The organism is Streptomyces sp. S186 (genome assembly GCF_051603415.1).
In the GTDB taxonomy this organism is placed as follows: Bacteria; Actinomycetota; Actinomycetes; order Streptomycetales; family Streptomycetaceae; genus Streptomyces.
Genome location: NZ_CP193932.1, coordinates 3,366,077 through 3,390,062, shown reverse-complemented (window position 1 = coordinate 3,390,062; position 23,986 = coordinate 3,366,077). Strand labels below are relative to the sequence as shown.

At 73.5% G+C, this 23,986-nt stretch carries 20 protein-coding genes; 9 read left to right on the top strand and 11 right to left on the bottom strand.

Translation table 11 applies throughout. The annotated features are described in order from the left end of the window. Positions 1–91: 91 nt before the first annotated feature. Both ACRAS8_RS14180 and ACRAS8_RS14175 read right to left on the bottom strand, forming a co-directional pair. Entirely contained in the window at positions 92–1,453 is a 1,362-nt protein-coding gene (locus ACRAS8_RS14180; protein ID WP_438486414.1) for a zf-HC2 domain-containing protein, read from the bottom strand. Beyond that, positions 1,450–2,112, bottom strand: a complete 663-nt coding sequence (locus ACRAS8_RS14175; protein WP_438486412.1) for a sigma-70 family RNA polymerase sigma factor — start codon at positions 2,110–2,112, stop codon at positions 1,450–1,452. The genes ACRAS8_RS14180 and ACRAS8_RS14175 overlap by 4 nt, the downstream gene beginning before the upstream one ends. A gap of 680 nt (positions 2,113–2,792) precedes the next feature. Between ACRAS8_RS14175 and ACRAS8_RS14170 the strand changes: the two genes are divergently transcribed. Next, positions 2,793–3,167, top strand: coding sequence for an STAS domain-containing protein (locus tag ACRAS8_RS14170; protein WP_438486410.1), 375 nt, complete (start codon positions 2,793–2,795; stop codon positions 3,165–3,167). A 37-nt stretch (positions 3,168–3,204) separates the two neighbouring features. Here ACRAS8_RS14170 and ACRAS8_RS14165 read toward each other — a convergent pair whose 3' ends face one another. The 6 genes from ACRAS8_RS14165 to ACRAS8_RS14140 all read right to left on the bottom strand — a co-directional run bounded on the left by ACRAS8_RS14165 (position 3,205) and on the right by ACRAS8_RS14140 (position 9,427). After that, positions 3,205–4,548: a sensor histidine kinase gene (locus ACRAS8_RS14165; protein WP_438486409.1), complete on the bottom strand. Its 1,344-nt coding sequence runs from the start codon at positions 4,546–4,548 to the stop codon at positions 3,205–3,207. Positions 4,549–4,562: 14 nt separating this feature from the next. After that, positions 4,563–5,225: a response regulator gene (locus ACRAS8_RS14160; protein WP_438486407.1), complete on the bottom strand. Its 663-nt coding sequence runs from the start codon at positions 5,223–5,225 to the stop codon at positions 4,563–4,565. 321 nt (positions 5,226–5,546) lie between these two features. Continuing rightward, positions 5,547–6,113 (bottom strand): hypothetical protein, encoded by a 567-nt coding sequence (locus ACRAS8_RS14155; protein WP_438486405.1) that lies wholly within the window; start codon positions 6,111–6,113, stop codon positions 5,547–5,549. Positions 6,114–6,312: 199 nt separating this feature from the next. Continuing rightward, a complete protein-coding gene (locus ACRAS8_RS14150; RefSeq protein ID WP_438486403.1) occupies positions 6,313–7,530 on the bottom strand; it encodes a helix-turn-helix domain-containing protein in 1,218 nt (405 codons plus the stop codon). A 61-nt stretch (positions 7,531–7,591) separates the two neighbouring features. Continuing rightward, a complete protein-coding gene (locus ACRAS8_RS14145) occupies positions 7,592–8,758 on the bottom strand; it encodes a hypothetical protein (RefSeq protein WP_438486401.1) in 1,167 nt (388 codons plus the stop codon). 198 nt (positions 8,759–8,956) lie between these two features. Beyond that, positions 8,957–9,427 carry a hypothetical protein gene (locus tag ACRAS8_RS14140; RefSeq protein WP_438486399.1) on the bottom strand — a complete coding sequence of 157 codons (471 nt, stop codon included), beginning with the start codon at positions 9,425–9,427 and terminating at the stop codon, positions 8,957–8,959. Between the two features lie 163 nt (positions 9,428–9,590). On the opposite strand from ACRAS8_RS14140, the gene ACRAS8_RS14135 reads away from it, so the two are divergent. The 3 genes from ACRAS8_RS14135 (at position 9,591) to ACRAS8_RS14125 (ending at position 15,475) form a co-directional block, all read left to right on the top strand. Then, complete coding sequence (locus ACRAS8_RS14135; protein ID WP_438486397.1) at positions 9,591–11,624, top strand: protein kinase domain-containing protein; 2,034 nt, start codon at positions 9,591–9,593, stop codon at positions 11,622–11,624. A 191-nt stretch (positions 11,625–11,815) separates the two neighbouring features. Further along, positions 11,816–13,462, top strand: coding sequence for a succinic semialdehyde dehydrogenase (locus tag ACRAS8_RS14130; protein ID WP_438486395.1), 1,647 nt, complete (start codon positions 11,816–11,818; stop codon positions 13,460–13,462). A 123-nt stretch (positions 13,463–13,585) separates the two neighbouring features. Further along, positions 13,586–15,475 carry a GMC family oxidoreductase N-terminal domain-containing protein gene (locus ACRAS8_RS14125; protein WP_438486393.1) on the top strand — a complete coding sequence of 630 codons (1,890 nt, stop codon included), beginning with the start codon at positions 13,586–13,588 and terminating at the stop codon, positions 15,473–15,475. A gap of 788 nt (positions 15,476–16,263) precedes the next feature. Here the strand turns inward: ACRAS8_RS14125 and ACRAS8_RS14120 are convergent. After that, a complete protein-coding gene (locus tag ACRAS8_RS14120) occupies positions 16,264–16,596 on the bottom strand; it encodes a chorismate mutase (RefSeq protein WP_438486391.1) in 333 nt (110 codons plus the stop codon). Positions 16,597–16,858: 262 nt separating this feature from the next. On the opposite strand from ACRAS8_RS14120, the gene guaA reads away from it, so the two are divergent. The 3 genes from guaA to ACRAS8_RS14105 all read left to right on the top strand — a co-directional run bounded on the left by guaA (position 16,859) and on the right by ACRAS8_RS14105 (position 20,086). Next, positions 16,859–18,445 carry a glutamine-hydrolyzing GMP synthase gene (guaA, locus tag ACRAS8_RS14115; protein WP_438486389.1) on the top strand — a complete coding sequence of 529 codons (1,587 nt, stop codon included), beginning with the start codon at positions 16,859–16,861 and terminating at the stop codon, positions 18,443–18,445. A 125-nt stretch (positions 18,446–18,570) separates the two neighbouring features. Beyond that, positions 18,571–19,179, top strand: a complete 609-nt coding sequence (locus tag ACRAS8_RS14110; RefSeq protein WP_438486387.1) for a Uma2 family endonuclease — start codon at positions 18,571–18,573, stop codon at positions 19,177–19,179. A gap of 85 nt (positions 19,180–19,264) precedes the next feature. After that, positions 19,265–20,086 carry a class II aldolase/adducin family protein gene (locus tag ACRAS8_RS14105; RefSeq protein WP_438486385.1) on the top strand — a complete coding sequence of 274 codons (822 nt, stop codon included), beginning with the start codon at positions 19,265–19,267 and terminating at the stop codon, positions 20,084–20,086. A gap of 130 nt (positions 20,087–20,216) precedes the next feature. On the opposite strand, the gene ACRAS8_RS14100 is transcribed toward ACRAS8_RS14105, so the two are convergent. Both ACRAS8_RS14100 and ACRAS8_RS14095 read right to left on the bottom strand, forming a co-directional pair. Further along, positions 20,217–20,975 (bottom strand): DUF4239 domain-containing protein, encoded by a 759-nt coding sequence (locus tag ACRAS8_RS14100; protein WP_438486383.1) that lies wholly within the window; start codon positions 20,973–20,975, stop codon positions 20,217–20,219. A gap of 9 nt (positions 20,976–20,984) precedes the next feature. Further along, complete coding sequence (locus tag ACRAS8_RS14095) at positions 20,985–21,641, bottom strand: hypothetical protein (RefSeq protein WP_438486382.1); 657 nt, start codon at positions 21,639–21,641, stop codon at positions 20,985–20,987. A 280-nt stretch (positions 21,642–21,921) separates the two neighbouring features. Between ACRAS8_RS14095 and ACRAS8_RS14090 the strand changes: the two genes are divergently transcribed. Both ACRAS8_RS14090 and ACRAS8_RS14085 read left to right on the top strand, forming a co-directional pair. Beyond that, complete coding sequence (locus tag ACRAS8_RS14090; RefSeq protein WP_438490476.1) at positions 21,922–23,199, top strand: hypothetical protein; 1,278 nt, start codon at positions 21,922–21,924, stop codon at positions 23,197–23,199. Positions 23,200–23,443: 244 nt separating this feature from the next. Further along, complete coding sequence (locus tag ACRAS8_RS14085) at positions 23,444–23,977, top strand: TQO small subunit DoxD (RefSeq protein WP_438486380.1); 534 nt, start codon at positions 23,444–23,446, stop codon at positions 23,975–23,977. The last annotated feature ends 9 nt before the right edge of the window (positions 23,978–23,986 follow it).

Below are 23,986 nucleotides of genomic sequence, written 5' to 3'. Positions count from 1 at the left end.
CGGGCCGTGCTCTTCACCTGACGCGGGCCGCCGCACACGGCCGCGGTGCGCCCGGCGTCGGGCGCCGCGGCCGGCCGGCCGCCGGGCCGGCTCACAGGCGGGACAGCGCCGCCGTCGCGAACAGCACCTCGCGGATCGCCTCGCGCTCGCCGTCCTGCCCCGCCGCGGTCTCCTCGGGCGAGATGTGCCCGGCGGCGAGCTGGCAGAACTCGTCGCTGTCCAGCGCGAGATGGGCGACGGCGTGCTCGGGCGAGCCGACCGCCGCCGGCGAGTCCAGGGCTATGTACCAGTCCCCGCCGCCGCTGCCCTCGACCTCCAGGTGGAGCGAGCGGCCCGGGGCGCCCGCGGCGACGAGGCGCTGCGCCGGCGATGCCAGCCCGTCCCGCCGCCGCCGGGCGAGCGTGCCCGGCAGCAGCCGGGCCGCGAGGTCGACGAGCAGGTGCAGATGGCCGGCGGCCGGTGGTCTGTACGGATAGTCCACGGCGTCGGCGATGTCCCCGGCGTGCACCCAGGTCTCGAAGGCGCGGTCCAGGAAGGCGTCGCGCAGCGCGAGGGTGAACTTGCCATACGGGACGGAGAGTTCGGCGACCCCGCCGCCGGTGAACGACGCCGTTCTTATCAGCGCCTGGCTCTGCTCGCGCCACGGGTCGTGCGGCGCCCGCGGGTCCGGCTCCTCGCCCAGGGTGCGCCAGTACGCCTCGGTGCGGCGGCGCGGGCCGGGCTGCTCCGGGGCGGCCGGGCCCAGCGGGTCGGGCAGCCCGAGGGCGGTGGCGACCATGCCGTCCACCGCCATCAGGTGCCCGATCACCCCGGCGACCGTCGTCCCGCGCTCGACCGGCTCGCGGCCGTCGAACCAGCGCAGCCGCACCGGGGCCCGCCACTCCGCCTCGCCCATGTCACGCAGCAGCGCGTCCAGCTTGGCGGCCTCCGCGTCGTACGGCGTGGCCCACTCGGGAACCGGGATGCGCGGCGGCCGGCGGCCCAGGCAGCCCTCCAGCACCCGCGAGCGCAGCAGCGGGTCGAGATCGAGGCTGTCCGCGGGGTGCAGCAGCCCCACCGCGTCGCGCAGCCGCAGCGCCTCGTCGGCGCAGGCGGCGCAGTCCGTCAGGTGCGCCTCTACGGCGGCCGTCTCCTCCGGCGAGCAGGCGGCCAGCGCCCAGGCGCCCAGCAGGGACTTGAGCACCTTGTGGGACGGGGCGGCCGGGGGCGGGTGGCTCGGGTCGGTGCCGTCGCCGGTCACGGGGTGGTCATCGCTCTCGTACTCCGCAGGGACGTCGTGGGGCGGGGCGTGGTCCGGGACGGGACCGGGCCGCGGGCGGGGGGCGGACGGGACGGGCGGGAGGTCCGGGAGCGGACCGTGGTCCTCCGCGGCGGGGCGCGGGGACGGTATCCGGGGACGTTCACCGGGGCTGCCGGGGCGCTCGTGGCCGTCCCACTCGTCCGGGCCCCTCACAGGGACCGTCCGTGGCCCGGACCGGGCGGTGTGGAGTGCGGCGGGCGCGGGGTGTGCGGGCCGCCGTGGGGGACGCGGCGCATGGGGACCGCCGGGAGCGCCTGGTGGTTGTGGGCGGTGGACAGCAGCTGGAGGCCCAGGCGGAGCCGGCGCCGCGCCTCGTCCTCGGTGACGCCGAGGTCGGCTGCGGTCTGGCGGTAGTCCCGGCGCTGGAAGTACGCCAGCTCCAGGGCCTCGCGCAGCGGGGCGGGCATGGACGTGACGATGTAGTCGGCGCGGGCGGCGGTGGACGCCTCGCGGATCCGTCGTTCCAGCTCGCGCTCCGACTCGGCGGACCCGGGGCCCTCCTCGCCGCGGTCGCGCGCCGAGTCGGCCTCGGTCTGGCGCAGCCGCTGGACGGCGTGGTGCCGGGTGATGCCGGCCACCCAGGAGCGCAGCGAGCCCTGCTTGGGGTCGTAGGAGTCCGGGTGCTCCCAGAGGTAGGCGAAGACCTCGCGGGTGATGCGGTCGGCGGCGGCCTCGTCGTCCAGGACGCGGTAGGCGAGGCTGTGCACCAGCGAGGCGAAACGGTCGTAGAGCTCGCCGAGTGCGGCGGCCTCGCCGCGGGCGAGCCGCTGCTGCATCCGCCTGTCCCAGCGCGGTGGTGCGTCTTGTGCCATGGGACCCCCATCCCTGCCCGTCGCGACCGGGCTCACACCTCGGCCGGCGCTCTGCCGGGGAGCGCCTCGCGGCCCCGGCCTCCCCGGAGGGCCCGCGCGCCGCAGGGCCCCGTGTCGTCACTCCCGCCCACTGTCGTACCCGTATCCACCCCTCCGCTCACGATCGCCGGGGTCGTCACCCGATCCGGCGGCGCGCCCTGCCGGATGTGGACCGGCGTGGGACGCCCGGACGCCGTGGCACTCCGCGTGCGCGCGCCGTGACGGCGACCGTGCCCCCGAATGTAGTGCGAGGGTCTGACAACGCACGCGCCTTTGCGGCAAAGCCGGCCGCGAGGGCGTCGCGGATGGTAAGGGCGTGATGACGTTGTGGCAGATCCGGGGGCGAGCGGATCCGGAGGCGACCGGGGGTGATCGGGGTGATCGGGGGTCGTTCCGGCGCTCGAAGTGGATCGATGTGGATCGTTCATGCCCGTATCGACCCATGCGTTACGCGGGTGTGACCGGTTGCGGGCGAAAACCCGCCGACCTGTGGGCATAGCCTTGGGGACGGGAAGCCCGCCGTGCCACGGAAGCGACAGCGTTTCGCGGGGGAGAGGCCGGGCAGTCGAGCCGGGAAGGGTGGGTTCCCGATTGCGATCCGGGCGCATCCGGTCCGAAAGCGAGCGAAAGGCTTCGAGCGCGTGTCGTTGAAGGTGGCAGAGGACGAAAAGGGCCCCTGGGCCGTACTCCAGGTCTCCGGCGAGATGGACCTCGTCACGTCGCCCGCGGTGCGCCAGCATGTGCACGACGCGGTGGCCGAGGGCCGGCGGTCCCTCGTGCTCGATCTCTCCGGGGTCCGGTTCTGCGACTCCAGCGGGGTCGGCGTGCTGATCGCCGCCCGCCGCCTGATGCGTTCCTGTCAGGGCCGGCTCCGGCTGATCCTGCCCGCCCAGGGGGCCGTCGACGGCTCGCACGTCAACCGCGTCCTGGCCGCCCTCGGGGTCCGCCGCCTCTTCGAGGTCTACCCGGACCTGCCCACGGCGGTGGACGAGACGGCGGCGCCGCTGTCGGCCTGAGGCGGACGGCGGGCCATACGGGCCGCGGGCCAGGCGGTCACCCCGCCGCCCCGTACGGGAACTCCGCCCGTACGACGAAGCCGCCCTCGGATGTCGGCCGCGCCTCCAGCGTCCCGCCGAGGCTCTGCGCGCGTTCGCGCAGCCCCACCAGACCATGTCCGCCCCCGGGGAGCGCGGGGACCGAAGCCGTCGCGTCCGGCGGCCCGTTGCGGATCTCCACCCGCAGCCCGTCCCGCGCCCGCTCCGCCGCCCCCGCGCCGCCCGGCGCGCCCAGCTCCACCGCGTCGACCCGGACCCGCACCCGCGCCCCCGGCGCATGTTTGCGGACGTTGGTGAGCGCCTCCTGGACGGTGCGGAAGGCGGCCCGCTCGACCGTCCTGGCGCCGCGCGGACGGCCCGCCCCGGCTCCCGCGCCGTCGTCGTCCGCCGCCGGCCCCTCGTACGTCACGTCCAGCGCGCTCATCTCGATCAGCCGGGGCAACTCGTCCAGGGACGGCTGCGGCGCCAACTCGCCCGTGTCCTGGACGTCGCCGCCGGCCGCCCGGAGGACGCCGACCATGTGCCGCAGCTCCTCCAGGGTGCGGACGGACAGCTCGCGGATCGTGCGGGCCCCGTCCCGCGCCGCCTCGTCCGCGGTGCTCACCTGCACGGCACCGGCCTGGAGGCTGATCAGGCTGACCTGGTGGGCCACCACGTCGTGCATCTCCCGGGCCAGCCGGGCCCGTTCGGTGGTCTTCACCCGCTCCGCCAGCAGCCGGTCCTCGCGGCGCAGGCTGCGGGTCAGGTCCTCGACCCGGGAGGCCAGTTCGCGGCGGGTTCGCACCAGCAGGCCGAGCGCGATCGGCGCCGCGGAGGTGACACCGGCGTCGATCAGCACCAGGGTGTTCTCGCGGTACGCGGTCGGCTCGAAGTCGGAGATCGGATACGGCAGGAAGTGCGCGGTGACCAGCAGCAGCGCACAGACGCCGAGCCGGACGCGGACCCGGGCGGGGGTGCCTCCCGAGCGCGCGGAACCGGGGCGGGGGGACGCGGCGAGGGTGTAGAGGGCGATCATCGGCGCGAACCAGATGTAGCCGATGTACAGCCCCGGCAGCGTCACCAGGAACACCAGCAGCGGCCAGCGGCGCCGCAGCAGCAGGGCTCCCGCCGCGACCACCGAGACGCCCAGCTCCAGGGCCATCTCCAGCCCGTTGACGAGCAGCGCGTCGACGATCGCGAGCACCACCGGGACGACCACCGGGCCGATCCGGCGCAGCAACCGGAACAGCAACCGGAACAGCCGGCCGCGGCGGAGTCGGCGGACCGCGCGACGGGCGATACCGGCACGGAGGCGGGCGATACCGGCACGGGGCGTTGAGCCGCCCCGGCGGCCGGATGTCACCCGGGCCCCCGCTCTCACCCGGACCCCCGCGGAGCCCCCGCCACCAGGCCCGCGCGGTCCGCGACGATCGCCGCCTGTATGCGGTTGATGCCGCCCAACTTGGCCAGCAGCGCCCGCACATGGTCCTTCACCGTGCTGGGCGCCAGCCCCATCCGCTCCGCGATCTGCGCGTTGCCCAGGCCCTCGCCCAGCAGCGCCAGCACCTGCGACTCGCGCGGCGTCAGCCCGCTCACCGCGTGGGCCGCGGCGGCCTGGTCCTCGGCCGTCAGATAGCCGCCTATCACCGCCCGGGTCACCCCGGGGTCCAGCACACTGCCGCCCGCCGCCAGGGTCCGTACCGCCCGCACCAGTTGCTCCGGGTCGGAGTCCTTGAGGAGGAAGCCCGCCGCGCCCTCCCGGAGCGCCGCCGTCAGGTACTCCTGCGCGTCGAAGGTGGTGAGCATCGCCACCGCCGGCGGCTCCGGGGCGGCGCGCAACCCCCGTAGCACGGTCAGCCCGTCCACGTCCGGCATCCGGATGTCGAGCAGGACGACCTCGGCCGCGCAGCCCAGCACGGTCTCCACGGCCTCCGCGCCGCCGCAGTCCGCCACCATCTCGATGTCCGGGGCGGTCCCCAGGATCATCCGCAGTCCGGACCTGACGAGCCTCTCGTCGTCCACCACAGCGACACGGATCACCGGCCGCCCCTTTCTTCCCACACTCCCGTCCGAGCCCCGGAACCGCCCGGCGCTGCGCGACTCCGTCCTCTGCCGCCGGGTCCTCCTCAGGAGGGCCCCGTACCCCGCCGACCGGCGGGGGTCCTCGCCCGACCTGCGGACGATGGCGCGGGGCGGGCCCCGCGGGCAGAGTGGTTCACATGCTGCACCACTGAAGAGGCCACAAGCCCAGGACGCGTTGCAGCTCACATCGACGGCCGCCGCGGCCCCCACACGCGGCGGACGTCCCCGGCGCGCGGGGGCGGCCCGAAGGGGACTTCCCCCCGAACGGTCATAAGGGGCCTACGAGGTCCTGTCGCCGCCGCTCCCGCCGCCGATCTGCTCTTCCTCCGACGTGTCCGACCGGCTTGCTTCGTTCGTGTCCCGGGTGCCCGTGCCCCAGTCGTACGCGTCCGCATCGTCCGCATCGTTCGCATCGCCCGTCTCGTCGGCATCGCCGAGACCATCCATATCCTCGGCACCATCCGTACCGTCCGGTTCCTCGGCCCGTCGGTACTCCTCCAGCCGCCGGCCCCGGCTCTCCGCGACCCGGACGGTGTCCTCCAGGGCGGTCCGCAACTGCGCCGACAGGAACCGCAACTGCCCGGCGTCGGCCGACGGGTCGTCGATGAGGGGCTCGGCGTGGCCCAGCAGCCCGACGCTCATCCTCAGTTGCAGCGCCTCGATCCGGTCCGCGTAACGGGAGACGGGCCCGTCGCCCGTATGGTCGGTCAGCAGATAACAGGGCTGGCCGGAGGACCCGGTCCAGGGAAGCAGCCCGGCAACGGAACGGGCATCGGGACGGACATCGGCAGAGGCATCGGAACGGGCATCGGAACGGGCGTCGGAACGGGCGTCGGGATGCGACATGTTGGCCTGCTTTCGTTCGGTGGGCGGGCACGGTCCGGTGCGCGGACCGGGGCCGTCGTTCTCGACGGGCCGGCAACGCTAGGCGGACGCGCACCCCACGGACAGCGACGTCCTGTGCCACTTCGGGCGAGGTGTAGGACGCTCTGTCCCACCCGCCGCTCCCTCGGAAGACCGCGTCACTCCCTCCGACGACCGCGTCCTACGCGTCGAGGTCGAGCCGGTCGGCGAGTTCCACCAACGGAGAGGTCCGCCGCCTTTCCCGCCCGCGGAGTTCGGACACCAGGCGCAGGCTGGTGGAGTGGTAGCGCATCCACTCCGGGGCGGTGCGCTCGGCCGTGAGCAGGGCCGCCACCGCTCCCTCGTCGTGGTGCAGATCGGCGAGTGCCAGGGCGCGGTCGACGTGGAAGCGCGCACGCCACGTGGGCGGCAGGGCCCGCAGCTCCGGAACGGTGCGCGCGGCGCGCAGGGCCTCCGCGCCGTCCTCCATCTCCACCAGGAAGTTGACCTTCGCCACGCCGACGTTCGTGGGGCCGAACGGCGTGGCGTAGTCGATCCGGTCCGCGCCGATCCTGGCCGCCGCCGCGCCCGCCAGCGTCAGCAGGTCCAGTACGGTGTCCCGGCGCTCCAGCCGGACGGCCGCCGTCGCCGCCCGCAACAGGAGGATGCCCCACAGCGCCAACTCCACGGGCGGTGAACGGAAGCCCGGTTCGATGCGCTCGGCAGCACTGAGCGCGACGCGTTCGGCGTCCGCCAACCGCCCCTGCTTGGTCAGGACCCAGGCGAGGCTGGAGAAACCCATGGCCTCCAGGTGGGGATCGTCCCCGTCGGCCGCCGCCACCCTCGCTCGTTCGAGCGCGGTGAACGCGGCGTCCTCCTTGCCCAGCGCCGCCAGCGTCGTCGCGGCGATCTGGTACGCCTCGGCGAGCACGGACCGTGCGGCGGCCGCCGTACTCCCCGTGGACGCGTGCGCCACCGCCTTGGCGTCCCTGATCAACTGCGGCAGCAGCGCCCCGATTTCGGCCATGCGCCCTTCCCGGCGGATGCGCTCCGTCGAGCGAAGCGAGGCACGCAGGGCCGCGATGTCCGGCGGGTCCTCGGGGTCCGGCTCCTCTCCGAGAAGCTCGGACACGGGAGTGACGGCCTGGCGCAGCGCCAGTACGGACGGCTGCTCGCCGTCGCCGCGCACCTCGAACGTGGCGGGCTTGCCGACCAGCGCGGACGTCTCCACGTCCAGTGCACGGGCCAGCGCGTTGAGCGTGCTCAGCCGGGCTGTCCGGCGGACGCCCTGTTCGAGCTTGCGCACGATGTCGACGGACAACCCGGCGCGCTCGGCGAGCCCTTCCTGGGCCAGCTTGCGCCGGGCACGCAGCCGGGCGATGCGGTCCCCGATGCCGGGCTCCTCGTGGAACAACTCCATGGCCACCCCCGCGAGACGGACGTATCGACCACGCTACGCCCGCGGAGCACCGCACGTCGCATCACGTCGCATCACCCCGCACCGCCGCCCCCGACGGCTCCGCCTCCCCCTCGCGTCCCGGCCGCCACCCCATCACCAGCACCACCACCGACGTCATCGACGCCAGGCCGAACGCGGTGGTGGCCATCGAGAGGGTGCCGTCGGGGGTTTCGAAGGACTGGTTGAAGAAGTCGGTGACGGCCAGCCAGACCGCGGTGCGGACGGTGAGGTACAGCTCCACGGAGGCGAAGACCAGCAGCGCGCCGCGGACGTCACGGCGGGCGCGGAAGGCCAGTACGCCCAGGACGAAGAAGCCCAGGATCGAGCCGAGGGTGGTGAATTCGGCGGAGGCGGCGAGGTTGAGGGTGCCCAGCACCGAGCCGTCCACCGCGCCCCGGAGGTACCGGACGGTGTCCATCTCGGCGGTGGACAGGTCGCGGGTGGTCCAGGCGAGCCGGATCGCGCCCATGGCGAGGAAGAGGACACCGCAGATACGGGAGAGGCGGCGGCCCCGGGCGCCGGCGCAGGGACCTGGCACGGACGCGTCCGCACCGCTCCCGTGCGGCCCCGGCTCCCCCGCTCCGGCGGATTCACGCCGGCCCCGCCCCCGGTCCTCCGACCCGGCGGGCTCGCCCCGGCCCAGCCTCTGGCCCTCCGACCCGGCGGACTTACTCCGGCCCCGCCCCCACCCCCTTCCCTCCGTCGCCGGGAGCATCGCGGCCAGCACCACCACCGCGACCACCAGGCCCAGTACCCGGGTGGCCAGCGCCCATCCGCCGAGCGGATCGGTGGCGTACTGGTCGCGGTAGGCCGCGTCGAACAGGCCGATCATCTCCCGCAGCGAGACGGCCAGCAGGAAGAACCCGGAGAACAGCGCCGCGCTGCGGGCCGGCCGGCGGTGCGCCACCGCGAGCCCGGCGGTGGCGAGGAACGCGGCGGCGAACGCCCACTCGTACGGCCCGACGAGCTGGGAGGCGGGCGAGGCGCCCGGATTGAAGAGCCCCTCGACGAAGTCCCATACGGAGCCGTCGCCCTGGACGATGCCGTACACCGTCCAGGCGGTGAGCGCGGCAGCGTAGAGCGTGAGGAAGAACGCGGTGGTGTGGTACGCGCCGTGGTGGTGCGGAGCGGCGCGGGACGGATCGCCGCCCGGACGGACGTCCAGCGCGTCGCCGTCCTGCATCACCATGGCCGATCCCCGTTTCCGTGCTGCCCGCTGCTTGCTGCCGTGGCGGAGGTGTCGCCGGTGGCGCCGCTGCCGCCGCTGCCGCCGCCTCACTGTGTCAAGGACGGGCGGAGGGGCGGGGGAGGTTCCGTTCCGTGTGTCGCGAGTTGATCAAGATACGGACCCGGCCGCGCCCGCGCCCCCGTTCACCGCATCCGGCGTTCACCGCATCCGGCGGGCCGTGGCCGCCACGAAGTCGCGGATGCCCCGGCGGGTGGCGGCCCGCAGCTCGGTGAGGGCGTTGCGGTCCGCGGCCCAGTGGAGTTCGGTCACCTCGGCCATGATCCGCTCGGTGCGGTCCAGGACCTCCGGGTCGTCGCTCACCATCTGGGCCCGGAACATGGCCTCTTGGGCCGCGTAGCGGCTCTTGTAGACCTCCTCGCGCAGCTCCGGGGTGTCCTCGGCGCAGCGCTCGCCCTCGTGCAGTACGAACCAGCGGTGGACGAGGACCCGGCGGTAGTCCAGCAGCGCACCCGCGTACGCGCAGTATGCATCGATTCGCTCCTGCCGAAGCCGCTCCGCGCGGGCGAACCGCTCGCTGCGCTCGGCGGACCGGCCCTGGAAGTGGTGGGTGACGAGGGACCCCAACAGGGTCCCGAAGACGGCGACGACGCTCGCTATGACTGCCTCCATACAGACAGTGGACCACAAGGGAAGGGAGGTTCCGGTCATTTTCCCAACCGGCGCAGGTGGCGGTCGCATTCATGTCATGTTGGCAGTAACGGGCCGTATCCAAGCGGGTGTTGGGGAGGTAGCCGCCGTCATCCGGCAGCCGGTCGTGCGGCAAGATAGCGCCATGGGCATCTTCGGGGGAGAAGGCCGGCTGATCGGTGACCGCTACCGACTGGGCATTCGCCTGGGCCGCGGTGGCATGGGAACGGTCTGGCGGGCCACGGACGAACTGCTCGGCCGCCAGGTGGCCGTGAAGGAACTCAACCTGGACGACCTGGTGGCCGAGCCCGAGGCCCGGGTGCAGCGCGACCGGGCGATGCGGGAGGCACGCACGGTCGCCCAGGTCAAGCACCCGAACGTGATCGTGGTGCACGACGTGGTCGAGCAGGACGGGCGGCCGTGGATCGTGATGGAGCTGGTGGCGGGCCCGTCGCTGGCCGACCGGCTGGCGGCCGCCGGGCCGCTCGCGCCGGACGAGGCGGCCCGGATCGGCCGGGCGCTGCTGGGCGCGCTGCGCGCCGCGCACGCCCGCGACGTGCTGCACCGCGACATCAAACCGGCCAATGTGCTGCTGGAGGACGGCAGTGACCGGGTGGTGCTCACGGACTTCGGGATCGCCCAGGTGCCCGGGGCGACGACGCTGACCGGCGCCGGCGGCTTCGTCGGGTCGCCGGAGTACACCGCGCCGGAGCTGATGGCCGGGCGCGGCGCCGGCCCGGAGGCCGACCTGTGGTCGCTGGGCGTGCTGCTGTGCGCCGCCCTCAGTGGCGTGACGCCGTTCCGCCGGGACTCCATGGCCAGGGTGCTGCACGCCGTGGTCTACGAGGACATCGAACTCCCGTCGGTGGACGGGCCGTTGGGCGAGGCGGTCCGGGGCCTGCTGGAGCGCGATCCGCGGCGGCGGCTGGACATCGACGCGGCGGAGCGGCTGCTGAGCGGCGTCCCGGCCCCGGCCCGCGATCCGTTCGCCGAGCGCGATCCGTTCACTGAGCGTGCCCCCTTCGCTGAGCGCGATCCGTTCGCCGAGCGCCGCACCGGCGCCCGGCCGGGTGCGCCCGTCCCCGCGACTCCCGCGGGCTCGGGCCGCCCTCCGGCCGACGACCCCTTCCGGCTCGCCCGGCCCGCCAGTACGCCGCTGCTGCCCACCCCGGGTGGCCCGGCCGGGCCCGGCGCGGCGGAACTCGCGCCGCCCCCGGTGGGACACGCCGCGACCCCCGGCCACCGGGACGGCGCAGCCGGCGTCTCAGCCCCTGCTGCCGCCCCCGGCGTCTCCGTCCCGGCCGCCGCCCCCGCCACCTCCGTACCGGCCGCCGTCCCCAGCAGCCCCATACCGGCCACCGCCCCCGGTGTGCCCGTACGGGCCGCCGTTCGCCCCCAGGCCCGCCGGAGGGGCCTCGCCCTGGTGGCGGCCGCCGCCGTCGTCGGCATCGGTGGTGCCGCGGCCGGCGTCACCGCCTTCCTGGCCAACGGGGACGGCGACCGCGCCACCGACGACCTGACCGCCGCGCACACCGGTACGTCGGCGCAGGCGACCACACACGAGGGCACACACAAGGGCACGCCCAAGGGGAAGAAGGGACGGCAGGGCCCGCCCGGTTCCTCCGGCACCCCTGGGCCGGCGGGCTCGTCGAACCCGCAGGGCATCGCGCCGGGCGACCTCGTCCCCACGGTCACGGTGACCGCGTCGGCCGGGCGCGACGGCGCCGCACAGGCCCCGCCCGGCTACCGGACCGTCCGGGACCCGGCCGGCTTCACCATAGCCGTCCCCACCGGCTTCACCCGCTCCTACGAGAACTCGCGGGTCTACTACTACTCCGAGGGCAAGCGCTTCCGGATCGGCGTGCAGCTGCAGAAGCCGGTGCCGGAGGGGCCGATCGGCGCGATGCGCACGGCGGACACCAACGGGCCGAAGAACTACCCCGGTTACCGCGACGGCACCGTCGTCGAGACCACCCACAACGGCCTCCAGGCCGGCCGCTGGGAGTTCGTCTGGGACGGCAGCGCCCAGGACGCCGGCGCCCGCTACACCTACGACCTCAGCTGGAACGAGGGCGGCCGGATGATGGACATCTGGATCTCCTCGCCGGTCGCCTCCCGCGCGGACGCCAAGCGGCAGTTCGACACCGCGATCGACTCCTTCCAGCTGGCCGGACGCTGAGCCCGGCCGGCCGGACACCGAGCGACCCGCCCGGCGACCTGCCCGCCGGCACCGGCCATCCGCCCCGTCAGCCCCATCCGCCCAGACCAGTGCCCTTACGGCCAGCAAACACTGGCGCGATCGTGTGCCGCGCGCGAAAACCTGTTACTGCCGGGTACACAAAGCGGTCCCGGACGAATACGCTCGCCCGCATGACGGACTCGCAGGACCAGGACACCGGAACTTCCGCCTCCGCCACCGGCGAGGCCCCCGCCGACGGCAACCCGGTCGCGCTCGCCGCGCCCGGCACCCGTACCGCCGCGGACGTCGTCCCCCCGGAGGTGGCCGCCCGCCTCACCCGCGCCGTGGTCGGCAGCGGGCAGACCGCCAACCACACCCCGTTCACCGGGGAGAAACTGGCGGACCTGCCCGAGTCCACCCCCGAGGATGTCGCCACCGCCTTCGAGCGCGCCCGGGCCGCGCAGGAGCGCTGGGCGAAGGTCCCGGTCCGGCAGCGCGCCGCGGTCCTGCTCCGCTTCCACGACCTGGTCCTGCGCCGCCAGGCCGAGGTGCTCGACCTGATCCAGCTGGAGACCGGCAAGGCGCGGCTGCACGCCCACGAGGAAGTGCAGGCGGTCGCCGTCGCCGCCCGCCACTACGGCCGCAAGGCCCCCGCCTACCTCCGCCCCAAGGGCCACACCGGCGTCGTCCCGACCCTGACCAAGGTCACCGAACTCCGCCAACCGCGCGGCGTGGTCGGCCAGATCGCCCCTTGGAACTACCCCTTCGAGCTGACCGTAGGCGACGCCCTGCCGGCCTTCGCCGCCGGGAACGCCGTGGTCATGAAGCCCGACACCGAGACCGCGCTGACCGCCCTGTGGGCGCGCGAGCAGCTGATCGAGGCCGGGCTCCCGGAGGACGTCTGGCAGGTGGTGCTCGGCGAGGGCCCGGTCATCGGCCCGGAGGTCGTCCGGCACGCCGACTACGTCTCGTTCACCGGCTCCACCCGCACCGGCCGCGAGGTCGCCCAGGGCGCCGCCGCCCGCCTCGTCGGCGTCTCCCTCGAACTCGGCGGGAAAAACGCCATGTTGGTGCTGCACGACGCCGACGTGGAGAAGGCCGCCGCCGGCGCCGTCCGCGGCTGCTTCTCCTCCGCGGGCCAGCTGTGCATCTCCATCGAGCGCCTCTACGTCCACGAGTCCATCGCCGACGACTTCCTCCAGCGCTTCGCCGCCCGCACGAAGGCCATGCGTCTGGGCAACGCCCTCGCCTACGGCGCCGACATGGGCTCGCTGGTCGGCGCGCGCCAGCTGGAGACCGTCACCCGGCACGTGGAGGAGGCGGTGGCCAAGGGCGCGCGGGTGCTCGCCGGCGGCCGCCCCCGCCCCGACATCGGCCCGCTCTTCTACGAGCCGACCATCCTGGAGGGCGTCGAGCCGCCGATGGCCGTCTGCGGCGAGGAGACCTTCGGCCCGGTCGTCTCGATCTACCGCTTCCGCGATGAGGACGAGGCGGTGACCCGCGCCAACGCCACGCCGTACGGCCTGAATTCCAGCGTCTGGACCAAGGACGGCCGACGCGGCCGGGCGGTCGCGGCACGGCTGCGCACCGGCACGGTCAACGTCAACGAGTCCTACGCGGCCGGCTACGGCAGCGTGCAGTCCCCGATGGGCGGCATGGGCGACTCGGGCCTGGGCCGCCGCCACGGCTCCGAGGGCATCCTCAAGTACACCGAGGCCCAGACCGTCGCCCAACAGAGGCTGATGCCCCTGGCCCCGTCCTTCGGCATGACCGACGAAAAGTACGCCGCCTTCATGACCCGCAGCCTGCGCACCATGAAGGCCCTCCGCCTGCGCTGAAAAATTCCAGCCCCTCTTTTTCAGCCCTTGTTTTCAGCCCCTCCGGCTGGAAATTTCAGCCCCTCCGGCGTTTGAGGAGCGGGGTCCGGGGCGGAGCCCCGAACTACGGATACGGAGGTACCGGTGCCACAGGAGAACCCCGCCCACCACCCCACCGACGCCGACCACGGCTACGACTACGACTACGACTACGACGTCGTAGTCATCGGCTCTGGCTTCGGCGGCTCCGTCTCCGCCCTCCGCCTGACCGAAAAGGGCTATCGCGTGGGCGTCCTCGAAGCCGGCCGCCGCTTCACCCGCGACACCCTGCCCAAGAACTCCTGGGACCTCAAGAACTACCTGTGGGCCCCGGCCCTCGGCCTCTACGGCATCCAGCGCATCCACCTGCTCGGCAACGTCATGGTGCTGGCGGGCGCCGGCGTCGGCGGCGGCTCGCTCAACTACGCCAACACCCTCTACGTCCCGCCCAAGGCGTTCTTCGACGACCCCCAGTGGCGCGGGATCACCGACTGGCAACAGGAGTTGAAGCCGTACTACGACCAGGCCCGGCGGATGCTCGGTGTCCGGCTCAACCCGACGATGACCCCGTCCGACGTCCATCTGAAGGCGGCCGCCCAGGCCATGGGCGTCGGCGACTCCTTCCACATGGCCCCGGTCGGGGTGTTCTTCGGCGACGGCGAGGACGCCGACGGCACGCCGCGCGCGAAGCCCGGCAGGGAGGTCGCCGACCCCTACTTCGGCGGCGCGGGCCCGTCCCGGCGGGCGTGCACCGAGTGCGGCGAGTGCATGACCGGCTGCCGGCACGGCGCCAAGAACACCCTCACCGAGAACTACCTCCACCTCGCCGAGCGGGCGGGTGCGGTGATCCACCCGATGACCTCGGTCGTCGCCCTCACCGAGGACTCCCGCGGCGGCTTCGCGGTCCGGACGCTGCCCACCGACAACAAGAAGAAGGGCGCCGGCCGCACGTTCACCGCCCGCCGGGTGGTCCTCGCCGCCGGCACCTACGGCACGCAGACGCTGCTGCACCGCATGAAGGACAGCGGGCTGCTGCCGTACCTCTCCGACCGCCTGGGCACCCTGACCCGCACCAACTCCGAGGCGCTGGTGGGCGCGCAGACCACCAGCCGCCGCTACCACAGGCGGCACGGCGCCGACCGGGTCGACTTCACCCAGGGCGTCGCGATCACCTCGTCCATCCACCCGGACGAGAACACCCACATCGAGCCGGTCCGCTACGGCAAGGGCTCCAACTCCATGGGCAGCCTGACGGTGCTTCAGGTCCCGTACCGCCCGGCCGGACGGGTCCTGGGCTGGGCCGGCAACATGGTCCGCCACCCGCTGCTGGCGCTCCGCTCGCTCTCCAACCGCCGCTGGTCCGAGCGCACCATCATCGGCCTGGTCATGCAGTCCCTGGACAACTCCCTGACCACGTACCGCAAACCGCGCGGCCTCGGGAAGGGCCTGCTCACCGCCCGGCAGGGCCATGGCGCCCCCAACCCCGACCAGATCCCGGCGGCCACCGAGGCGGCCACCCTGCTCGCCCAGGAGATCAACGGCTTCGCGGGCAGCAACATCGGCGAGCTGATGGGCACTCCGCTCACCGCGCACTTCCTCGGCGGCTGCCCCATCGGTGCGGACGCCGGCCACGGCGTGATCGACCCCTACCACCGCCTCTACGGCCACCCGGGCATCTCGGTCGTCGACGGGGCCGCGGTCTCCGCCAACCTCGGCGTCAACCCGTCCCTGACCATCACCGCCCAGGCCGAACGCGCCATGTCCCTGTGGCCCAACAAGGGCGAGCCGGACCCGCGCCCGGCCCCCGGACAGCCCTACGCCCGCGTGACGCCCGTCGCGCCCCGCCACCCGGCCGTCCCCGCCTCCGCCTTCGCCGCCCTCAAACTCCCTCTCCTGCCCATCCCTTCGGTCCCACCAAGATCAGAGAACTCGGACAGCTCGGAGAACTCAGAGAACTCAGAGAACTCAGAGAACTCAGGGAAAGCCCGGGAGTAGCCGCAGCCACCCCAACTACCTGCACCAGCAAGGGCAGTTCCCCCCCCAGCAGGAGCCGCCCTCACCAAAAAGGGTTGGTGGTTCAACCGGAGTCATCGGGAGCGCGCCGCCCACCCACAGCGAAGGGCCCCGGAATCTTCCGCGAGGGGGGAACGCGGAGGCCACGGGGCCCTTGGCTTTCGGTGCCGGCGTCAGGGCAGCGCCGGCACCGACGTGCGGCGCTGGGGGGAGCGCCGCTGGCTCATCGGGGTGGTGCGGGGTATGGGGATGGTGCGGGGTCGTGCGCGAGGCCGCTGTCGCTCAGGGTGTGGACCATGCCGGGCGAGGCGAGGGTCCGTACCGGAGACGGTTCGCGGTTTGCGGCTCGTCAGGCATCGTGCTCGATGCGTCTCACCTGGCGCAACCGTTTCGACGGATGCGGTCGGTCCGACGGATGCGGTCGGTCCCGGGCGTCCCCAGGACCGACCACCCCATCGGTGTGACCGGGCTGCTGTCCCCTGCTGACCGGTCACGGACCGGAACGAGGTCCCACGATGCGGACCGCTGCCAGCGGCCGGCGTCTCATCGCTCCGGCTTTCCGCCCGTGGGGCGGCGTCTACGCGTAGTCCTGCAGGCCGCGCCTGGCTGGCGTGGCACCGGGAACAACGACCCCTCTCCGGAACCGGTCACGCGCCGTACGGGTGAGAGGGCACCCGAACTCAGTTCCAGCAGGGCCCCCACGCGGATCCGGCCCGGAAGCGGCCGCGCGACCGATCGGATCCGGCCGCGAGCCGGGGGTGGAGCCGGTCTCAGACCCGGCCCCGGGAGAGCTCCAGCAGGGTCATCGCCAGCGCGGTGCCCTGGCGGCCGAGCTGGTCGCGGTAGTGGCCGAGCACCTCCATCTCGCGGGAGAGGCTCAGGCGCGGCCCGCCGGAGGCGATCCGTTCGCGTTGGACGACCGCCGAGACGGCCATCCGTTCCTGGATCAGCCCGATGATGCGGCCGTCGAGATCGTCGACCCGGCGCCGGGCGTCCCGGATCACCTCGGCCGCCTCGGGGGTCCGTGCGCCGGAGTCCGGGGCGGGGCCGGCGGCCGGGGTGGCGGGCGTGGTCGTCGGCGCGGTGCTGCTCGTCATGGTCATGTCCGTCTCTCCTGGGGTGAGGGCCCCGAAGCCTGGAGACCGATGACCGTCCCGGACAAAAACACCAGCGCCCCGGACCGTCATCGGCCCGGGGCGCCTGGGGAAGTCGTGTGTCAGTCGATCAAGCAGCACGACCATGGCAGCCGGACGGGCCGGTGCCATAGGTAAAGGCGAAGCTGTGCTGCTGGAACATGGCGTTCAGTATGAGCCCGTTAGAATCGAAAGTCCAACCCCTGCTCCACACCGCCGGAAGGCCGCCGAAGTGCCATCAGCGCCCCCTGCCGCCGCACCGGACGTCGTCCTCGTTGTCGACTTCGGCGCGCAGTACGCCCAGCTCATCGCCCGCCGGGTCCGCGAGGCCCGGGTCTACAGCGAGATCGTGCCGTCCACCATGCCGGTGGCGGAGATGCTCGCCAAGAACCCCCGGGCGATCATCCTCTCCGGCGGTCCGTCGTCGGTCTACGCCGAAGGTGCCCCCAGCCTCGACCGTTCGCTGTTCGAGGCCGGTGTCCCGGTCTTCGGCATGTGCTACGGCTTCCAGCTGATGGCCACCGCCCTCGGCGGCACGGTCGACAACAACGGTGCCCGTGAGTACGGCCGCACCGCGCTGACGGTCAGCAAGCCGGGCTCCACCCTCTTCGAGGGCACCCCCAGCGAGCAGTCCGTGTGGATGTCGCACGGCGACGCCTGCTCCGCGGCCCCCGAGGGCTTCACCGTCACCGCGTCGACCGACCTGGTCCCGGTCGCCGCCTTCGAGAACGACGAGAAGAAGCTCTACGGCGTGCAGTACCACCCCGAGGTGATGCATTCCACACACGGCCAGCAGGTCCTGGAGCACTTCCTCTACCGCGGCGCGGGCATCGAGCCGACGTGGACGACCACCAGCGTCGTCGAGGAGCAGGTCGCCGCGATCCGCGCGCAGGTCGGCAGCAAGCGGGCGATCTGCGGGCTCTCCGGCGGGGTCGACTCGGCGGTGGCCGCCGCCCTCGTCCAGAAGGCCATCGGCGACCAGCTGACCTGCGTCTACGTCGACCACGGCCTGATGCGCAAGGGCGAGACCGAGCAGGTCGAGAAGGACTTCGTGGCGGCGACCGGCGTGCAGCTCAAGGTCGTCGACGCCAGCGAGCGGTTCCTGAACGCGCTGAAGGGCGTCTCCGAGCCCGAGCAGAAGCGGAAGATCATCGGCCGGGAGTTCATCCGGGTCTTCGAGCAGGCCCAGGCGGAGCTGGTCGCCGAGGCCGGCGCCGAGGGCGAGGAAGTGGCCTTCCTGGTGCAGGGCACGCTCTACCCGGACATCGTCGAGTCCGGGGGCGGCACCGGCACCGCGAACATCAAGTCGCACCACAACGTCGGCGGCCTCCCCGAGGACCTGGAGTTCGAGCTCGTCGAGCCGCTGCGCAAGCTGTTCAAGGACGAGGTCCGGATGGTCGGCTCCGAGCTGGGCCTGCCGGACGAGATCGTGCACCGCCAGCCGTTCCCCGGCCCGGGCCTGGGCATCCGCATCGTCGGCGAGGTCACCCAGGAGCGCCTGGACCTGCTGCGCGAGGCCGACGCCATCGCCCGCGAGGAGCTGACCGCGGCCGGTCTGGACCGCGAGATCTGGCAGTGCCCGGTGGTCCTGCTCGCCGACGTCCGCTCGGTCGGCGTCCAGGGCGACGGCCGCACCTACGGCCACCCCATCGTGCTCCGCCCGGTCTCCTCCGAGGACGCCATGACCGCGGACTGGACGCGCATGCCGTACGAGGTCCTGGCCCGCATCTCCACCCGCATCACCAACGAGGTCGCGGACGTCAACCGCGTCGTCCTCGACGTGACCAGCAAGCCGCCGGGCACCATCGAGTGGGAGTGAACACCTGCTGATCTCCCGCTGACGTTCCTGACACACGCCGTCGCTCACTCGTTTGAGCGGCGGCGTTGTCGTTCCCGCTCGGTACTCTGGCTGCACAGGCGAGACTCCGTCGCATGGGAGCACTTATGAGCGCCGCACCTGAGTACGACCTCGACGAGCTGGACGAGCACTACAACTACCCCGTCCCGCCGCCGGGCGGCTGGACCGCGGACGACCTTGACCGGCTTCCGGACCTTCCTCCGCACACGGAGCTGATCGACGGGAGTCTCGTCTTCGTGAGTCCGCAGACCAATTTCCACTCACGGGCCATGCGCCTGTTCGAGATCACCCTTCTCTCTCAGGCGCCCGACGAGTTGGACGTCATCCGTGAGATGGCCATCAAGCTCAACAAGAGGAACCGTCCCGAGCCTGATGTTCTGGTGTTCCGGGCGGAGGCTGACGCCGGCCCGAGGCAGACCTGTTACCAGGCGGAAGATGTCATCCTGGCAGTCGAGGTCGTGTCCGAGGACTCCGAGGACCGGGACCGCGAGGTCAAGCCCCGCAAATACGCGGCCGCTGGGATCCAGCACTACTGGAGAGTGGAAGAGGACGAGGGGCTCCCGGTCGTGTATGTCTACGAACTGGACCCCGCCACCAACTCCTACGCGCCCACCGGCATCTTCCACAGCCGGATCAAGGTCTCGGTTCCCTTCCCCATCGATATCGATCTCACCGCCATCAACAAGCGCCCCTGAGCGACGGCGGTCGACTGCCTGCGGTCCTGGCGCGGGCCTGGCCTCCCAGGGAATCGGAAGGTAGCTTCCGCCCGAGCGCCCTGAGTTGTGCGTAAGGACCCGCGCCAGGAGGACAGCCGCGATGCCCGAGCCGACGCCCATACCCACCGATCAACTGCACTTCGCGATGCCGCCGACGCACGAGACCGTCGAGGACGAGCGGCGGTACCGCAAGGAGCGCCTGGCGGCGGCGCTGCGCCTGTTCGCGCGGCACGGCCTGGAGGAGGGCGTCTCGGGCCAAGTCACCGTGCGGGACCCGGAGTTCGCCGACTGCTTCTGGGCCAACCCGTTCGGCATCCCCTTCGCGCTGCTGACCGCCGGCGACCTGATTCTCGTCAACGGCGAGGGCAAGGTCGTCGACGGCCGCCACCACGTCAACCAGGCGGCGTTCACCCTCCACGCGCAGATCCACCGGGCCCGCCCGGACGTCGTCGCGGTCGCCCACAGTCACTCCACGCACGGCCGCGCGCTCGCCGCCCTCGGGGAGCCCCTGGACCCGATCACCCAGGAAGCCTGCGCCTTCTACGAGGACCACGCCCTCTACGACGCCTATACGGGCGTGGTGGTGGACGAGGAGGAGGGGCGCCGGGTCGCCGCCGCCCTCGGCCCCCGCAAGGCCGTGATCCTGCGCAATCACGGACTGCTGACGGTCGGCGACTCGGTCGACGCGGCGGCCTGGTGGTTCCTCACGATGGAGCGCTGCTGCCAGGTGCAGCTGGCGGCGAAGGCGGCCGGCAAACCGGTGCCGATCGGCCATCAGGACGCGCTGCGCACCCGGGACCAGCTGGGCAGCGACCTGGTCGCGTGGATCAACTACCAGCCGCTGTACCAGCAGATCGCGCGCGCCGAACCCGAGTTTTTCGGCTGACCGGCCGCCTGCCCGTACAGCGGGGCGGGCCAGCGCGGCCCAAGTGGCCGCGGGCCGACGCTCGTTGTACGTTCTCCACTCCTGTCGCTTCCTGCCGCCCGCTCTGCGTCACTTCCGCGCCCGTTCTGCGTCACTTCTGCGGGAAAAGATTCAGGAACGGGTCCGCGGCCGCCGGCAGCCCCCGGCTGAACGGCGCGTCGAAGTCCCAGACCAGGAACAGCAGAAAGGCGATCAGCGCGCTGAACACGCCGGCCATCAGCATCTCCCGCCCCGAACGCCGGATCTGGAGCGTGTACATCACCCCGATGGAGATCAGGCCCCCGATGATCAGCCCGAACCACACCACCCCCGGAAGCGTGGAGTCCGCCGCGTCGGAACGGCCCATCCGGGCGCTGTCCGCGGCCGCGACCTGGTCGACGAGCGGTTGGTAGGACTCCCGCTCGTAGTCGTCCCGCGGGTGGTAGCCCATGACGTCGGTGCGGACCTTCGCCAGCAGGTCGGCGCCCCGCTCGGTCAGCTCCCCGCGCTCGGCCATCACCGGCCACTCCTTGTGGACGACGTAGTCGACGTAGGAGTCGACGTCCTTGCGGATGATGTCCCGTACGGGCGCCGGCCAGACCTGGACCCGCGTGCTGACCTCGTGCAGCGCCTGCGCCTCGGCCCGCACGGTGTCCTCGGCGGTGCTCCGGGCCTCCCAGACGCCGGCGATGGCCAGGCCCAGCACGATCGCGTACACCACCCCGACCATCATCGTGAGGTACTCGATCACATCGGGCGTCTCGGACGGGTCGTCGTCCTCGCCGATCCGGCGCTCCTTGAGGACGGTGATGGTCAGGACGACGCCGCAGACCGCGGCCATGGCGATGGTCAGCACCAGCCATTGCGACATGGAGACCTCCTACGAGGAACCGCGCCCGGCGGAGCGGGACGCGGAGCGCGAACGGGGACGGAGCGCGGCGCAGGCCAGCACGGCGGGGGTGGTGACCAGCAACGTCCTGGTCACCACGGAGCGCGCGTGGTGCGGCTTGGCGCGGGTCGGTGTATAGGCGGGCGGGCGCGGGGGGACCGGGGCCGCCAGGTGGCGCGCGGGCGGCGGCGAGGGCGGCGGCGGGGCCGGTGGCGTACTGCGGACCGGCGGGGCCGGGGGCGCGGGCCGGGGCGTGGGGGCGGCCGGGGTGACGCGCGGGTAGGGGCGTGGCGGTGGTGCGGGTGGGGCGGGCGGTGGGGCCGGCGGCGGTGAGGGGTGGGGCCGGGGAGGGGGCGTGGGGGTGGGCGTGGGCTTGGTGCAGGGGATGTGCCAGCCGGGCGGCACGGGGAAGTCGGTGGGCAGGTGTACGGGGGGCGAGGTGCCGGCATAGGCGCAGTTGTCGCCGGCCGGCCGTGGGAGCGCTCCGGTGCGGGCGGCGGCCGGCGGGGGCGTGAGCAGGGCCAGGGCGGCCGCGAGCGTCGGTGCCGCGGCCAGCGCCAGGGCCGCGGCGCGGACCAGGGTGGCGAACGGGGGTCGGGTCCGGCGCGGGGCGGTGCCCGTTCGGTCGGATTCGTGTGTCTCGCGCACGGCGGGAAGCCTGCGCAGCGCCCGGGCCGCGCAGCCCCTGTTCGACGGCGATTCGCCCGAACGGGGGAAGTGCGCGACAGGGCGTCCGGGCGGCGTCCGGACGCCTGCTGCGACGGGAGCACAGTTGAGCGTCAACCCGCTGACGCCGTACGGGACTTCCGTGACCAGGACGATTACCGGCCCGACCGGTGACCTGGGGCACAATTCCCGTTGAGAGACGAGAAGTTGAGACAAGCGGCGGCGGGGCGGTACGGACGTGTCGGTGGATTCGGCGAGCACAGTGGCCGGAAGGAGTGAGCCGGGGGGTGGCGGGGCGCCCGGTGACGGTGGCGCGTGCCGCTGCGGACGGTGCCCGCACGGGGCCCGCGAGGGGCACCGGCAGGCGCTCGCGGCGTTCGTCGCGCTCCGTGAGGAGTTCGCCGCCGGGCGCGGGGTGCCGGCCGGTCTGGCGCATTCCGCCGGTGCCGCCCGGCAGTGGGTGTCGGACGAACTGACGCTGTCCGCACGGCTGCTGGCCGAGCGCGGCGCCGCCGAGGGCGCCTCCTGGCCGGCGGCCGCCCGCCGGCACACCGTGGTGGCGGTGTGGGCCATGGTGCTGGCGCTGCTGCTGGGGCAGGCGCTGACCGCCGTCGGGTCCGGCTGGACGGCCGGCCGCACGGCCACGCTGACCGCGGCCGCCGTCCTCGCCCTCGGGGCGGCGGCGGCGGCCTGGCTCCTTCGTGAACAGGGCGGCGCCCTGGCCCCGTTGGTCGGCGAGGACCGCCGGCTGTCCACCTCCCGTGCGATCGCCGCGGCCTGGGTGGCGGCGGTGCTCTACGCCGTGCTGACGCTCGCCGTCCATCTGGCGGTGGCGCCCGGCCCGGACGCCCGGCGGCGCCTGCTCTCCGGGCTCGGGCTGCTCGCCTCGGGCGGGCTGCTGGCCATACTGGCCGTCGGCTGCGCGGTGGCGGTGCTGGCCTACGGGATGACGGCCGGACGGGTCCGCTCCGGGCGGGTGCAGAAGATCCCGGCGGACCGGCCCCGGGCCGCCGACCTGCTGGCGGACGACGCGGGCCGCGGCAGCTTCACCGACGCGCAGTATGTGTTGGTGAACGCCGCGGTGCTGGCGTTCACACTGGTCCGGCTGGCCGCCGACCCGGCCCGACTGCCCGCGCTCCCCTGGGTGCTGGTCGTCCTGGCGGCGCTCTCCGGGGTGACGTATCTGGCGGGCAAGGCCGTCGCCGGGGGCAGGCCGGTGATCCTCTCCGTCGTCCGCGCGCGGGAGTTGGGCGATCTCGCCGCGCCGATCCGCACCGGCGACGACATCGAGATCCGCGGCGCCGGTTTCGTCCCGCCCGGCGCGGGCACCCCGGACGGGCTGGCTCGTACGGTCGTCCGGATCGGCGGGGTGCATGTGCCCGTACCGCTCGTGCCGGTGCCCGGAGGGTTCGCCAACCCGACGGACGGGGTGCTGACCGTGCCGGTGCCGGTCGATGTGGAGCCGGGGCCCGTGGACGTCCGGGTGATCACGGCGGCCGGGGCGGAGACGCGGGCCTATCGCATCGAGGTCCAGGACTGACGCAGCCGGACGGCGCCCGTGGCCGCGCGCGGTCCGCGCGGGGCGGATGCCGGGGCGGTCCGCGTGGGACGAGCGCTCCGCCGCACCGGTGGCCCGGGGGTTCCCGCGGCCGCCGGAGCGGCGCGTGGCGGCCCCGCGGGTGGTGCGCGAGGGAATCCCGCGCGTCCGTGCGTACGCATCTCGCCAAGCCGTGCGGGCACCGGCACAATCGGCTGCCCCCGGTGGCAACGGAGAGGCGGACGTCATGGCTCACGCACACCGCACACATCCCGTCGACGTCGGCGAGGCCCGGGCCGGCGGACTCCGCGGCGGGGCGGGGCGATTGGCACTGCTTCCGCTGCGGATCTTCCTGGGCGCCACCTTCCTCTACGCGGGACTCCAGAAGCTGACCGACCCGGCGTTCCTGGCCGCCGGCGGGAAAGGATCGCTCGGCGCACTGCTGGGGCAGGTGCACGGCAGCGCCGCGCTGCCACAACTGGTGGAGCTGGCACAGCGCAGCCCGGTGGCCTTCGGCTATGCGATCGCCGGCGGCGAGGTTCTGGTCGGCATCGGGACGCTGCTGGGGCTGCTGGGGCGACTGGCGGCCCTCGGCGGCGCGCTGATCTCGCTGACGCTGTGGCTCACCGTGAGCTGGCCCGCCACTCCCTACTACTACGGCAACGACCTCGCCTACCTGATGGCCTGGACGCCGCTGGTGCTGGCCGGTGCGCCGGGCTTCTCGCTGGACGCGGCGCTGGCCAACCGCCGCCGTCGGCACGGCACCCGGCTCTACGGCTGACCGGGGCGA